The sequence below is a fragment of the Mitsuokella jalaludinii genome (assembly GCF_928722185.1).
GTDB lineage: Bacteria > Bacillota > Negativicutes > Selenomonadales > Selenomonadaceae > Mitsuokella > Mitsuokella jalaludinii.
This window is the reverse complement of sequence record NZ_CAKMXA010000001.1, coordinates 230,515-243,526: the sequence shown is the minus strand read 5'-3', so window position 1 is coordinate 243,526 and position 13,012 is coordinate 230,515. Positions and strand designations below refer to the sequence as shown.

At 59.7% G+C, this 13,012-nt stretch carries 19 protein-coding genes; 3 read left to right on the top strand and 16 right to left on the bottom strand.

Annotation, left to right across the window (positions count from 1 at the left end; all coding sequences use genetic code 11):
- Window positions 1–7 precede the first annotated feature (7 nt).
- The 15 genes from xseA to QDI87_RS01140 form a co-directional block, all read right to left on the bottom strand.
- The gene (xseA, locus tag QDI87_RS01210) at window positions 8–1,219 is read right to left on the bottom strand and encodes an exodeoxyribonuclease VII large subunit (RefSeq protein ID WP_278742018.1); all 1,212 of its coding nucleotides are present in this window, start codon (window positions 1,217–1,219) and stop codon (window positions 8–10) included.
- A gap of 95 nt (window positions 1,220–1,314) precedes the next feature.
- Complete coding sequence (gene nusB / locus QDI87_RS01205) at window positions 1,315–1,755, bottom strand: transcription antitermination factor NusB (protein ID WP_278742016.1); 441 nt, start codon at window positions 1,753–1,755, stop codon at window positions 1,315–1,317.
- Window positions 1,756–1,814: 59 nt separating this feature from the next.
- On the bottom strand, window positions 1,815–2,060 hold the full coding sequence (locus QDI87_RS01200; protein WP_255240710.1) for a DUF2273 domain-containing protein: 246 nt from the start codon (window positions 2,058–2,060) through the stop codon (window positions 1,815–1,817).
- A gap of 19 nt (window positions 2,061–2,079) precedes the next feature.
- On the bottom strand, window positions 2,080–2,655 hold the full coding sequence (gene amaP, locus QDI87_RS01195; protein ID WP_255240711.1) for an alkaline shock response membrane anchor protein AmaP: 576 nt from the start codon (window positions 2,653–2,655) through the stop codon (window positions 2,080–2,082).
- Window positions 2,656–2,675: 20 nt separating this feature from the next.
- The gene (locus tag QDI87_RS01190) at window positions 2,676–3,077 is read right to left on the bottom strand and encodes an Asp23/Gls24 family envelope stress response protein (RefSeq protein ID WP_036376780.1); all 402 of its coding nucleotides are present in this window, start codon (window positions 3,075–3,077) and stop codon (window positions 2,676–2,678) included.
- A 236-nt stretch (window positions 3,078–3,313) separates the two neighbouring features.
- On the bottom strand, window positions 3,314–3,871 hold the full coding sequence (gene efp, locus QDI87_RS01185; RefSeq protein WP_005839637.1) for an elongation factor P: 558 nt from the start codon (window positions 3,869–3,871) through the stop codon (window positions 3,314–3,316).
- Window positions 3,872–3,985: 114 nt separating this feature from the next.
- On the bottom strand, window positions 3,986–5,059 hold the full coding sequence (locus tag QDI87_RS01180) for a M24 family metallopeptidase (protein WP_278742015.1): 1,074 nt from the start codon (window positions 5,057–5,059) through the stop codon (window positions 3,986–3,988).
- Between the two features lie 21 nt (window positions 5,060–5,080).
- On the bottom strand, window positions 5,081–5,524 hold the full coding sequence (gene aroQ / locus QDI87_RS01175; RefSeq protein ID WP_036376805.1) for a type II 3-dehydroquinate dehydratase: 444 nt from the start codon (window positions 5,522–5,524) through the stop codon (window positions 5,081–5,083).
- A 119-nt stretch (window positions 5,525–5,643) separates the two neighbouring features.
- Window positions 5,644–5,934 carry an acylphosphatase gene (locus QDI87_RS01170; protein ID WP_055160531.1) on the bottom strand — a complete coding sequence of 97 codons (291 nt, stop codon included), beginning with the start codon at window positions 5,932–5,934 and terminating at the stop codon, window positions 5,644–5,646.
- A gap of 35 nt (window positions 5,935–5,969) precedes the next feature.
- Entirely contained in the window at window positions 5,970–7,202 is a 1,233-nt protein-coding gene (locus QDI87_RS01165) for a peptidase U32 family protein (protein WP_278742012.1), read from the bottom strand.
- On the bottom strand, window positions 7,199–7,849 hold the full coding sequence (locus QDI87_RS01160) for an O-methyltransferase (RefSeq protein WP_278742011.1): 651 nt from the start codon (window positions 7,847–7,849) through the stop codon (window positions 7,199–7,201). Before QDI87_RS01160 ends, QDI87_RS01165 begins: the two co-directional genes overlap by 4 nt.
- 37 nt (window positions 7,850–7,886) lie before the next feature.
- On the bottom strand, window positions 7,887–9,500 hold the full coding sequence (gene mltG / locus QDI87_RS01155) for an endolytic transglycosylase MltG (protein WP_278742009.1): 1,614 nt from the start codon (window positions 9,498–9,500) through the stop codon (window positions 7,887–7,889).
- A gap of 63 nt (window positions 9,501–9,563) precedes the next feature.
- Window positions 9,564–9,884 carry a DUF1292 domain-containing protein gene (locus QDI87_RS01150; protein WP_226867867.1) on the bottom strand — a complete coding sequence of 107 codons (321 nt, stop codon included), beginning with the start codon at window positions 9,882–9,884 and terminating at the stop codon, window positions 9,564–9,566.
- A gap of 78 nt (window positions 9,885–9,962) precedes the next feature.
- On the bottom strand, window positions 9,963–10,379 hold the full coding sequence (ruvX, locus tag QDI87_RS01145; RefSeq protein WP_278742007.1) for a Holliday junction resolvase RuvX: 417 nt from the start codon (window positions 10,377–10,379) through the stop codon (window positions 9,963–9,965).
- Window positions 10,376–10,636: an IreB family regulatory phosphoprotein gene (locus tag QDI87_RS01140; protein ID WP_036376829.1), complete on the bottom strand. Its 261-nt coding sequence runs from the start codon at window positions 10,634–10,636 to the stop codon at window positions 10,376–10,378. Before QDI87_RS01140 ends, ruvX begins: the two co-directional genes overlap by 4 nt.
- Before the next feature lie 265 nt (window positions 10,637–10,901).
- On the opposite strand from QDI87_RS01140, the gene QDI87_RS01135 reads away from it, so the two are divergent.
- From QDI87_RS01135 to QDI87_RS01125, 3 genes are all read left to right on the top strand, one after another.
- Entirely contained in the window at window positions 10,902–11,189 is a 288-nt protein-coding gene (locus QDI87_RS01135) for a hypothetical protein (protein WP_278742006.1), read from the top strand.
- Window positions 11,190–11,324: 135 nt separating this feature from the next.
- Window positions 11,325–11,594, top strand: a complete 270-nt coding sequence (locus QDI87_RS01130) for a type II toxin-antitoxin system RelB/DinJ family antitoxin (RefSeq protein ID WP_036376833.1) — start codon at window positions 11,325–11,327, stop codon at window positions 11,592–11,594.
- Window positions 11,587–11,862, top strand: a complete 276-nt coding sequence (locus QDI87_RS01125) for a type II toxin-antitoxin system YafQ family toxin (protein ID WP_278742004.1) — start codon at window positions 11,587–11,589, stop codon at window positions 11,860–11,862. Before QDI87_RS01130 ends, QDI87_RS01125 begins: the two co-directional genes overlap by 8 nt.
- 845 nt (window positions 11,863–12,707) lie before the next feature.
- On the opposite strand, the gene QDI87_RS01120 is transcribed toward QDI87_RS01125, so the two are convergent.
- The gene (locus QDI87_RS01120; protein ID WP_036376839.1) at window positions 12,708–12,965 is read right to left on the bottom strand and encodes a TIGR03905 family TSCPD domain-containing protein; all 258 of its coding nucleotides are present in this window, start codon (window positions 12,963–12,965) and stop codon (window positions 12,708–12,710) included.
- Window positions 12,966–13,012 lie beyond the last annotated feature (47 nt).

The following is a 13,012-nucleotide window of genomic DNA, read 5'->3' as shown; positions in this document are numbered from 1 at the left end:
CGCCGGCTCACTGCTCCTGGTTGTCCTCTCCCTGCACCTTTACGGCGCGCACCGGGATGCGGCCGTCCTTCAGGGTGATGGTGAGGAGGTCGCCTGCCTTTACGGCGCGGACGCTCGTCAGGGGCACCCCCTCCTTCTCGACAATGCCGTAGCCCTGGCGCAGGATGTGCACGGGGTTCAGGTAGTCGAGCTGCTGCAGCACGATCTCGAGCGCGTGGCGCTTCTCCTTCATCTGGCCCTTCATCTGCGACTCGAGCGCGGCGATTGCGCGGTCAAGGCGCTGGGCGCGGCCCGCGAGCAGGAGCTGCGGGTTCTGCAGGGCGGCGCTGCGGAGGCAGGCCGCGAGGCGCAGGCGCTTCTCCTGCAGCTGGCGCCTCTCCTGCTGCGAGAGGCGCGCCATCAGGCTCTCCGTGTAGCGCAGGAGCTCTGCTCGGTCCGGCACGGCGAGCTCGGCCGCCTGCGAGGGCGTCGCGGCCCGCTGGTCGCTCGCAAAGTCGGCGAGCGTGAAGTCCGTCTCGTGGCCGACGGCTGAGATGACGGGAATCTTCGAGGCGTAAATGGCGCGCACGACGGGCTCCTCGTTGAAAGCCCAGAGGTCCTCCATCGAGCCGCCGCCGCGGCCGACGATCAGCACGTCGACGGGGTACTTCTCGTTGAAGAAGGCGATGGCCGCGGCGATCTGCGCGGCTGCCTCCTCGCCCTGGACGAGCACGGGGCGCAGGACGAGCTGCACCGCGGGCCAGCGACGCTTCGAGACGTGGTAGATATCGCGCAGCACGGCGCCCGAGATCGAGGTGACGATGCCGATGCGCTTCGGGAAGCGCGGCAGGGGCTTCTTGTGCGCATCGTCGAAGAGCCCCTCAGATGCGAGTCTCGCCTTGAGCTGCTCGAAGGCGAGCGCAAGGTCGCCCGCGCCCTCCGGCATCATGTGGTCAGCGTAGAGCTGGTAGACACCGTCGCGCTCGTAGACCGAGATGCTGCCGCTGACGACGACCTGCATGCCGTTCTCCGGCCGGAAGCGCAGGCCCTGCGCGCGGCTCCGGAACATCACGCACTTGATGGCCGACGCGGCGTCCTTCAGCGTGAAGTAGCAGTGGCCCGAGGCGTAGCAGCGGAAGTTCGACAGCTCCCCGCGGACCTGGATGCAGCCGAGCACGGGCTCGCGCTGGAACATCCGCTTGATATAGTTCGTGACCTCACTGACGTTGTGTATCCCCACGGCAGCAATCCCCCTTCTCCTGCCTTCTCCTGTCTTCCTTCAGATTCCCGTATTACAAGAAAGAAGCCAGACAAAAAGTCTGGCTCCTGTCTGCGTCACTCTGCGCTCTTCGCGCTCTTCATGATCGCGCCGAGAATCCCGTTCACATAGCGGCTGGAGTCATCCGTACCATACTTCTTTGCCAGTTCTACCGCCTCGTTGATGGCGATGTTCGGTGTGAGCTTCTCTTCGGCAAAGCACATCTCATACGTTGCCATGCGCGTGAGGTTGCGGTCGACGGCCGCCATGCGCTCCACCTTCCACTCGCGCGAGTTCGCGGCGATCTGGGCATCGATGGCCTCTACGTTCGCGCGCGTGCCGTGCACGAGCTGCGCGGCGAACACGCGGTCATGCGCACTCATCGCCTCGGCCTCGCCGAGCGCCGTGTCGAGGGCGAGTGTCTCCTGCATCTCTTCCTGAGCGGCCGTTTCCGCCGGGTTCAGGTCTAACTGGAAGAGCGCCTGCAGCGCGACTTCCCTTGCTTGTCTACGACTCATTCCTAACCTTTCCTAACCTTCCTAAAATCATGTATCGTGATGGCCGTTTCCGCCGCCCGCTAGCTGCGCAAGCGGTTGATGCGGTCGAGCAGGTCATCGGCAATCCTGCCGAAAAAGTCCTCTTCGCGGTCGGCTTTCCTGCCGATGCAGAGGCCGACGACGCCGCACAGCACGATGAAGGCCGTGCGCCAGAAGCCGATCAGCAGGATCATCAGGGCCAGGATGATGCCGGAGGCGAGGCCGAGGCACTGCCCCCGGTCCTCCTGCCAGATCATCGCCAGCCATTCCTTGAATTCTTCTTTCATTTTTCCACCGCCTCACGCCTCAGACCACGCGGCGCTTGCCCGCAGGCACAGCGTCCGAGAACGCCGTGATGTGCGACTCGACGGCGACGTCCTCGAGTCCCATCGTCTCGCGGAGTTCCGTGCGGATGGCCGCGGCGGCCGCCTCCGTGAGCGATGCGACGGGCGTGCCGCGGCTGACCGTCAGGTCGAGCACGAGGCGCAGCGTCTCAGGTGCGTTCTTCGAGGCCCTGACGCGCTGGGCGCGCACCTTCGCCATGCGGATGCCGTGCAGCGAAAGGAGCGTCCGCTCGGCCATCGCGCGGATGGCAGGCAGGGCGACGCGGACGCCGCCCTCTGCCCCCTGCAGCAGGATGAAGTCGCCGCGCTCATGCGTGCGCTCCGCACGCCCCCGCAAGGAGACGCCGAGCAGGTGGAGCGCGACCAGGAGGAAGACGACCGAGACGGCGACCGTCTCGCGGCGGGACAGGATGTAGTGGATCTCATTGAGCCAGACCGACTCCGGCAGGACTCCCATGCAGAGCACGAGCACGAGCACGGAGAGCAGGGCCAGGCCGATCATCGAGACAAACAGCAAAAAACGGTTGATAATCCCCATAGTATCCGCCTCGCTCCAGATCAGCGCACGCGTACTTCATCGGCCTTCGCATTCTCCTCCGGGAAGCCGACGCCCTGTACGTGGACGTTGACCTCGACGACGGAGAGGCCCGTCATCGTCTCGATGGCCTGCTTGACGTTCTCCTGCACCGCGAGGGCGATGTCCGGGATGCGCACGCCATACTTGACGATGATGTAGAGGTCGACAGCGGCTTCCTTCTCGCCGACTTCGACCTTGACGCCCTTGGCGAAGTTCTTGCGGCCGAGCATCTCGGCAATGCCGCCCGCAATGCCGCCGCTCATGCCGGCGATGCCGTCGACTTCCGTAGCAGCCAGGCCCGCGATGATGCTGACGACCTCATCCGCGATGCGGATCGCGCCGAGACTCGAATCTTTTTTGACGATTTCTTTTTCGTTTGCCATGATAAAGGCCTCCTTGCCTGGGGCAGCCCATGGGACTGCGCATAAACGGTAATCCGCACAAGAGGGCGTATAACATGCCTCTCCCATGCATATTTATACTGTACTATTCGCGGACTCGAACGCTTTTTCCTGCCAAGAACGAAAATAAAACAAAATAAAAATGAAAGAAATGCAGCTGCTGTACCAGTTGCATGAACATGCCTGGCGCAGCAGCTGCCAAGAGAAGCAGATGTTTCTTATGCGCGCTCGATGTAGTTGCCCGTGCGCGTATCGATGCGGAGCGTATCGCCCTCGTTGACGAAGAGCGGCACGCGGACTTCGTAGCCCGTCTCGACCTTGGCGATCTTCGTGGCGCCCGTAGCCGTGTTGCCCTTGACGCTCGGCTCGCACTCGACAACCTTGAGGTTGACGGAGTTCGGCAGCTGGATGCCGATGATGCGGCCCTTGAACGTCTGCAGCGAGACTTCCATGTTCTCCATGAGGTAGTTCAGCGCATCGCCGAGCTGCTCCTTGTTGAGCTCCGTCTGCTCGTACGTCTCCGTGTCCATGAACGTGTACATGCCATCGGCCTCGTAGAGGTACTGCATGTTGCGCGTCTCGAGGTGAGCTGCCGGCATCTTTTCATTCGGATTGAAGGTACGCTCTACCACTGCACCCGTCTCAACATTCTTGATCTTCGTGCGTACGAAAGCAGCGCCCTTGCCCGGCTTTACGTGCTGGAAATCCACGATCTGCCAGACACCGCCATCAATTTCAATCGTTAAGCCCGTGCGGAAATCAGTACTGTTAATCATTCTACGCCCTCCAAAAACTTCATTATTTCATTTCTGATTCAAATTCAAGATACGAAACGTATCATAACATTCTTTATTATAATCAACTTGCGGCCCATCGTCAAGCACTGCGCATCAGCGGATCTCGACGAGCTGCTTGGAGGACTTGGTCAGGCGCTCGCTGCCCGTCGCGGTGACGAGCACTGTATCCTCGATGCGCAGGCCGCCCCAGCCCGGCAGGTAGACGCCCGGCTCATCGGTGATGAGCATACCCGGCACGAGGTGCTCGCAGGTGCTCGACGGCGAGAGGCGCGGCTCCTCGTGGATCTCGAGGCCGAGGCTGTGGCCGAGTCCGTGGCCGAAGTACTGCGCGAGGTCGTACTTCTTGAGGAATTCGCGCGAGGCCGCGTCGATCTCTTTGCCGGATTTCCCCGGCGCGATGAGCGAGAGCACGAGCTCCTGCGCGCCGAGCACGGCCCCGTAGACCTCGCGCTGGCGCGCCGTCGCCTCGCCGACGCAGACGGTGCGCGTGATGTCGGAGCAGTAGCCCTGGTACTTCGCGCCGTAGTCCATCGTCACGAAGTCGCCCGCCTCGATGACCTTCTCCGTCGCCGTGCCGTGCGGCATGCTGCCGCGCAGGCCCGAGGCGACGATCGTGTCGAAGGACGGCTTCTCGGAGCCCGCTTCGCGCATGACCTGTTCGAGGCGCGCGGCCACCTCGATCTCCGTGCGGCCCGGGCGGATGAAGTGGACGATGTCCTCAAAGGCCTTGTCGGCAAAGGAGCAGGCACGGCGGATGCAGGCGATCTCCTCCTCGTCCTTGACCTGGCGCAGCGCGTCGAGGTCGAGCATCGTGCCGAAGTCGATGCCCACGAGCATGTCCTTGAGCGCTCGATAGTCGGCGTAGACCATCGAGCGGCCCTCGAAGCCGACGCTGCGGCAGCCGAGCTTTGCGATGAGCTCCGCCGTCTTCTTCAAGAGTCCATGGCGGTGCTCGACGACGGTGAAGAGCGGCGCCTGCTTCTCGGCCTGCTCCGTGTAGCGGTTGTCGGTGACGAGCAGCGCCTCGTCCTTCGTGACGACGAGCGTTGTGTCATCGCCGCGGAAGCCGCTGAAGTAATGAAGGTTCACGTATTTTGTCACGACGACTGCGTCGAGCCCCTTCTCCTGCAGCAGGGCGCGCAGTGCGGTCAAACGGTTTTCATTCAAAGGATCATCCCCCTAATCTGATTACTCCGCCCGGTTGAGCTTGTAGATGATGGCCTCGAGCGCGGCGAGATAGCTCTCGACGCCGAGGCCGCAGATCTGGCCCATCGCCACTGGCGCGAGCACCGACGTGTGGCGGAATTCCTCGCGCTGGTGGATGTTCGAGATGTGCACCTCGATGACCGGCACGTCGATGGCCGCGATGGCATCGCGGATGGCGATGCTGTAGTGCGTGAAGGCCGCCGCGTTGAAGATGATGAAGTCGAACTTGTGGTTGGCCTGCTGGATGGCGTCGACGAGGTCGCCCTCGTGGTTCGACTGGTAGAACGCCGTCTCGATGCCGGCCTCAGCCGCACGCTCCGCGATCATCTCGTTGATGTCGTCGAGCGTCGTCGAGCCGTAGATCTCCGGCTCGCGCGTGCCGAGCAGGTTGAGGTTCGGCCCATGAAGTACAAGGATGCGTGGCATGAGGATTCCTCCCTTTCAATGTGTAGACGTTGTGTAGACGTTTCTATAAAAAAATAAAGCGGGTCAGAAGACGGCTGCGCCGGCTCTTCCCGCCTCAAATCCTGGCCAATGGCATGTGCTCAGTAACGGACGACAAAGCGCGTCTCATTGGGCACCGTCTCGACTGGCTCAAACTTCAGTTCTTTTACCTTGATGAAGTAATTGCCCTCGCGGATCAGTACTGAGAGCTTGTCGACTTTCTCGGGGTCACCCTGGATCTCCATCTCGACGCTGCCGTCCTCCATATTGCGCACCCAGCCCGTCAGGCCGAGCTCCGATGCGTGCTGCTGCACGAACATGCGGAAGCCCACGCCCTGGACGCGTCCAGTAGCTCTGCCAAAGTAACGGACGGATGTTTTGGATTCTGCCATAGAAAAGACCTTCTTTCCTCTGCCCTGCGCGCGCCTCAGGCCTTGGCCGGGATATCGCGGCGCAGGATCGTATACGGTTCAACCGGCTTGTCCATGCGGATCTTGACGATCTGCTGGGCATGAGGAGCAACCGCGATGGGATTGCCCTCTTCGTCAAGCATATCAGAAAGTACCTGGCGATACAAGGGGGCATTTGGCTGGAATACCTCAATTTCCTGACCGATCTTCATATTATTGCGCTGCTCGACCGTGGCGTATTGCGTGGTCGTGTCGTAGTCGCGCACGAGGCCGATAAATTCGGACGTCTGCTGGTATGACGAGGTGCCGTAGAGCTGGTCGTCCGCCGTCGGCTGGTGGTAGTAGAAGCCCGTCGTGTACGGGCGGTGCGAGACTTTCTCGAGCTCGTCGAGCCACTCCTGCTGGACCTTGAAGTGCGCGGGGTCCTCGAAGTAGGCGTCAATGGCCAGGCGGTAGGCGCGCACGACGCTCGCCGCGTAGTGGACGCTCTTCATGCGGCCCTCGATCTTGAGGCTATCGACGCCGCTCTCGATGACGTCGGCGATGTGCGGCAGGAGGCACATGTCCTTCGAGTTCATGATGTAGGTGCCGCGCTCGTCCTCCTCGATCGGGAAGTACTTGCCCGGACGCGTCTCCTCGACGAGCGCGTACTTCCAGCGGCACGACTGCGCACAGCTGCCGCGGTTGGAATCGCGGCCCGTGAAGTAGTTCGAGAGCAGGCAGCGGCCCGAGTACGAGATGCACATCGCGCCGTGGACGAACATCTCGAGGTCGGCTTGCGTCTTTTCGCGGATCTCGCGGACTTCCTTCAAAGACATCTCGCGCGCGAGCACGACGCGCTTCGCGCCGAGCGCGTGCCAGGCGTTGACCGTCGCCCAGTTCGTGTTGTTCGCCTGCGTGCTGATGTGGAGCTCCATATCAGGGATGCATTCCCGGGCCATCATAAAGACGCCGAGGTCGGCGACGAGCAGTGCGTCGACGCCGATCTCCTGCAGGTAGCGCAGGTAGTCGGGCAGGCCGCGAAGGTCGCTGTTGTGCGGGAAGATGTTGACCGTCACATAGACCTTCTTCTTGAGCTTGTGGGCGAACCCGACCGCCTCGCGCAGCTCTTCTCGCGTGAAGTTGCCGCCGAGCGCGCGCAGGCCGTAGAGCTTGCCGCCGAGGTAGACGGCGTCGGCGCCGTAGAGCAGCGCCATCTTCATCTTCTCGAGATTCCCTGCTGGGGCCAGGAGCTCAGGCTTTTTCATCATGTATGGTATTCCTCCGATAATCTGTTTGATTCGTTTGCTGCGGGGCAGCGGCGCGAGACGGCCAGGCCGTCGCCGCGCTCGAAGATCTCCGTCTCGTAGCCTGCCGCATGGCTCGTGAGCTCGATGTAGCGGCGCAGCCGCTTGACGATGGTGCGGTAGCGGCGCGGAGCCTTCTCCGGGCCGCGCACGTAGCCGCGGAACAGGACATTGTCGGCCACGATGACCGCGTCCGCCGTCAAAAGCGGCTGTACCTTCTCGAAGTAGTCGACGTACTGGCCCTTGGCCGCGTCGATAAAGACAAAGTCATACGGCCCCGCAAGCTTTGTCAAGAGCTCGCCCGCGTCGCCCTGCAGGATCTCGATGCGGTCCTCGTAGGGCGAGCGCGCGATGAACCCATGGGCGAGCGCAGCGCGCTCCTCGGAGAGCTCGAGCGTCGTGACATGTGCGTCCGCCGCGCCGTTGGCGGCGAGCAGCAGCGCCGAGTAGCCGATGGCCGTGCCGATCTCGAGCACGCGGTGCGGCCGCAAGTCGCGGATGACCGAGAGGAAGACCTGGCGGCCGTTCTCGTTGATGATCGGGACATGGTACTCGGCCGCATACGCCTCCATCTCCCGCAGAAGTCTTTCAAAATCGCTTGTATCTGTCATACTGTCCTTCATATCTGTCCTCGCCTTCCGCGCCGCCTCAGCGCACCTGCTCGACGATGGCCAGGTGCTCGTCGTACGTCTGCGAGTAGTGGTTGTGGCCCTGACGATCGGCTACGAAGTAGAGGTAGTCGGTGCTCGCTGGGTTCAGCACCGCCAGGATGGACTTCATGCCCGGGCTCGCGATCGGTCCGGGCGGCAGGCCCATGTGCTGATACGTGTTGTAGGGCGAGTCAATCTTCGTGTCCTCAATCGAGACGTCCTCCTTCGGGCCCGCCATGAGGTACTGCAGCGTCGTGTCCGACTGCAGCGGCATGCCCATCTGCAGGCGCTTGAAGAAGACCTGCGCGATGATTGGGCGGTCCTCATCGTAGCGCGCCTCTTTCTCGACGAGCGAGGCCAGCGTGACGAGGTCGTGGATCGAGAGGTTCTTCGCCGCCGCCTGCTGGCGCAGCTCCGGCGTCAGGCGCGTGTCGAAGTCCTCGGCCATCATCTTCATGATGGCCTCAGGCGTGACCTCGCTGTGGATCTCATACGTGTCCGGGAAAAGGTAGCCCTCCGCCGCATAGCGCTCATTCGGGCGCTTCTTCATGTAATCGTACGGCGCGAAATCCTTCGCCTCGGCGAGGAATTCCTGCTCGTCGACGAGGCCCTCATCCGCGAGGCGCTTCGCGATCTCCTTGATGCCGAAGCCCTCGGGGATCGTGAACCGCACGACCGTCGTGTCGCCCGAGACGAGCTTGTCGAGCACGGCCTGCTCGTCCATGTGCGGCGCGAAGGCGTACGTGCCCGTCTTGAACTTCTGGGCATCGCCCTGGAGCTTCATGAGCCACCAGAAGCGCAGGCGGCTGTCGATGACGCCGAGCCGCGTCAGGTGGTCCGAGATCTCCGACGCCGTCGTGCCCGGCTTGACGACCATGTAGATGTTCTCCTTGGCATCGCGGTCCGAGCGCTCGATGACATGCGTCGTGCCAAAGGCCAGGAAGAGCCCCGCCCCCAGCAGGACGACAAAGACTGCCGCAATCGCCGCCCACTTCTTCCAGCCGAGGCGGCTGAGTGCTGCGCGCAGCTTCTCCCTAGCAGATGGCTCTAAAAGATTGGAAGGCTCGGAAAGCTTGGAAGGCGGCTCGGATGGCTTGGAAGGATCGGATGGCTTGGAAGGCGCCCTCGACTCCGCTGCAGGCGATGGGCTGCCGCCCGTTCCTGGCTCCTGCGCCTTCTCCGCGTTCTCGGCTTTCCCCTCCTGCTCCGATTTCTCGGGCTTCTCGTTTTCCTCGTGCTTCTCGTCTCCGGCAACTGCCTCTGCTTTGGGAGCAGCGGACTTCTCCGCAGCTCCCTCTGCCGCATCTGCTTCAGCTGCCTTGTCCGAGGCCTCCGGTACGGCTGCCCTTTCTGCTTCTTTTGAGGCATCTGGGCCATCTGGCTGTTCCGCGTCCTCTGCTGCTGTATCCTTCGCGGACTCTGCGGCTCCTGCAGCGCCATTATCTTCAGTGCCATCGTTTACAGATGGAGCCTCTTCTTTTTCCGGCAACGTCTTCGGCGCCGAAACGTCCTGCGGCTTGCTTTCTGGCACAGCTGCATTCTCCTGCTGCTTCACCGTCTCAGCGGGCTGCGGCGCCTGCTTCGGCGCACGCTCTTTCTTATTCCCATGCATAAATCGTTCTCCGTACATGAAAAAGCCGCCATCCAGATGGATAGCAGCCAATCATTTCGTCATTCAGTCCTTTTCGGCTTCGTCGACCAGCGCGTTGTAGGCCTGCTGGACCGCCTCGAACTCCTCGTCCGTCGGCTCGACGTACTCATCCTCGCCGTCCTCGTTCGTGACGATCTTCGCGATGATGACGTCCTCGTCATCGTCCTCGCAGCCGCAGCCGCAGGTGTGGGCGTGCTCCTCATCCTCATCGTGGATGCCGACGAGCAGCGCGTATTTCTCATCCTCTACCGGGATGATCATCTCTTCGCGGTAATAGTACTCATTGCCCGCCTCGTCCGTCATGACGACAACGATGTCGTCCTCATTCATCATATCCTCTGCCATAGGACTCACCTCTTCTTTCTGGTCGTGCCAAAATCTCGATTTTACTGGTTTCATTTTATCGTATCGCGGGAAGGCTTGTCAACGCTTGCTGTCCAAAAAGCCCTGCAGGATGAAGACAGCCGCCATCTTGTCAATGACCTTCTTGCGCTTGCGGCGCGAGACATCGGCCTCGATGAGCGAGCGCGTCGCCGCGACCGTCGAGAGGCGCTCATCCCAGAAGAAGACCTCTACCTCAGGATACGCCTTCTTGACCTCTGCCATGAACTCCTTGACGATGGCGCAGCGGTCGCCCTCCGTGCCGTCCATGTTCTTGGGGAGCCCAGAGACGAGCGACTTCGTCTCGTACACTTCCATGAGCTCGCCAAGGCGCTTGAGGTCGTCTGCGAGCGACTTGCGGCGGATCGTCTCGACGCCCTGCGCCGTCAGGCCCAGGAGGTCGCTGACCGCGATGCCGATCGTGCGGTCGCCGATATCGAGTGACATGTATCGCTTCATCTCTTGCCGCCCTTTTCCAGATACGAGCGCACGAGCTCCTCTAAGAGCTCATCGCGCTCGAGCGTGCGGATCTTGCTGCGCGCATCATTGTGGCTCGTCACATACGCCGGATCGCCCGAGAGCAGATAGCCGACGAGCTGGTTGATCGGGTTGTACCCCTTCTCCTCCATCGCCGCACAGACCGAGCGGATGATCTTCTCCGCCTTATTCTCATCGTTCCCGAAACGGAACATCATGGTTTCTTCGTTGTTGGCCATATTGCATACCTCCAAAGCACTCATGCGGGAATCCCCGCTCACTTGCTTCTATCTTACCACATCTTGGCTTTGATGACTATGATACGCCTCAATCCTATAGTTTTCCTGAAAGGATGTGCCTCTTCCGTCATGCAACATAGTCAGGCAAATTTCGGCATCAATCATCGCATAGACAGCTTGCGGAACACTTCTTCCGTCATGCCCGCCCGCTTGGCCGCTTCTTTCACGGTGATGATGCCGTCACGCACCAGTATTGAGGCCGACCATGTTGACATCACGACGGAAGGCGCTCACCGACGGCAGCAGTTGGCGCGGCTCACTGAACGAAGACAATCAAGCCGACAGTGCCTCCATCGCGCTCGACCGATCGAGCAGCTGGGAGCTCACAGCGAATTCCTATGTGACTTCCATCAGCGACAAGGATGCCTCCTTTGCCAACATCAAGAGCAACGGCCATAACATCTACTATAATGCAAGCCAGAACAGCGCCCTTGCTGGCAGGACCATCGACCTGCCCGGCGGCGGCAAGCTCCTGCCACAGACAAAGGGCTGACAATCGCCTTCCCCAAAAAGCAATAGTTAACTGAACAAAAGAACAGACGACCTCAATACATCTTATGTTGTAAAGTAAATTACTTTACATTTTCCTCATTTAGCTTTATAATATCAATAAAAGGAGTTGATTCTTATGGCTGATACAAAAACGCTGAATCTTCGTGTCGATGCAGATTTGAAGCATCAGGCAGAAACTATTTTTGCGAATCTGGGTATCCCGACTTCTACAGCAATCAATATGTTCCTGCGCACCGTTGTCCGCTATGGCGGTATCCCGTTCGATTTGCGTATTTCTCCTAATGAGCTAGAGACCTTAAGAGCTGTTGACGATGTAAATCATCATCGCAATCTCAGCAAGACTTATGATTCTGTTGAAGATGTCATGGAGGCCCTGAATGCTTAAGATCCGCTTCCGCAAACAATTCCGCAAGGATTACAAGCGGGTAATCAAGCAGCCTGGGCATACCCCGGAGCTTTTTCAGGAAGTACTTGACTGTCTTGTGATGGAGCAATTGCTTCCTGCCAAGTATCGGGATCATGCCCTGTCGGGAAACTACGCCGGTTTCCGTGAATGTCATATTCTGCCGGATTGGTTGCTGATTTACAAAGTCGAAACTGACATTCTAACGTTGACGCTGACCCGTACGGGGAGTCACAGAGATTTATTCTAATATCCATCTCATCTGTATGAGCATGGCAGGATTTCACGATGCTGCATCGAAATCTAACGGTAAGAAACCTACCAAGGAGGAAACTTAAGCAACCGAAAGGATGCTCAAATATGAACAAAAGTGTAGCAATATGCTAAAGACTCAAAGAATCCATTGAGTTAGTTTGTGCTGACTTTACAGCAGTCGGAACGGCTGGAAATAAGCCAGAGGCGGTTGAAACAGTCCGTCTAACTACGGGGTAGCACCCTGATGGTAGCCGTTGGACAGTGGTAAATGCGAGAACCAAGCAAGGTTGGCGAACCAATACGCAAAAACAAAATATTATGAAAGGAGAAAGCTACTAGATGTAATTGGCAGAATATCACAAACAAGATACTGTCAATATGTACCGATGGCTAATCGGGAATTTACGCCTTTGGAGTATCACTCAAACGTTAGTAGCCTGTCTTTTGACGGCGAGGACGGATACGATGAACAAGGAACTACAAATCGTGAGATTGTAGCAAAACATCTTGGCATAGGCACATTTATCTATGTTTTAAGTAGCAGATGCTCTACATGTACAAGCCGCTGACGGTCACTGCGATCTACCCGTTTGACAAGAATCCCACCCGGGAAGAGTGGGAGGATTACGACTACATGATGCGGCGGGCGGGCAGCTCCAACAAGTACGCGCTCCCTCTAAAGAATCCAGATCACCTAGAACATTCAGGAATATCCAGGAACATCTAGGAACATCCAGGCCATGCACAGGCAGCAAAAAAGCACAGACGATCACTTGCGCATCGTCTGTGCTTTCTGCTGTATCAAGGGCTCCCCCTATCAATCTGCTGTTGTCGCCTGCCTCACTGCTTGCCTAAGGCTCCGTTCAGCGCGATGGCGAGCTGGTCGGCGCACGAGGTACCGCGGCCGCCGCAGTCGTTGCCCTGGAGGAGGGCTGCCGTGTCCTTGGGGTCGGCGCCTTCGAGCAGCTTGCTGATGGCGGAGAGGTTGCCCGGGCAGCCGCCGACGAAGTGCACGTCGTGGAGCTTGCCGTCGTCGCCGATGGCAAAGGTGATCCGCTTGGCGCAGACGCCCTGCGGAGTAAACGAGTAAGACTTCATATTCTTCTTCTCACTTTCTCAATCGGATGCATGCATGAAAAACCGCC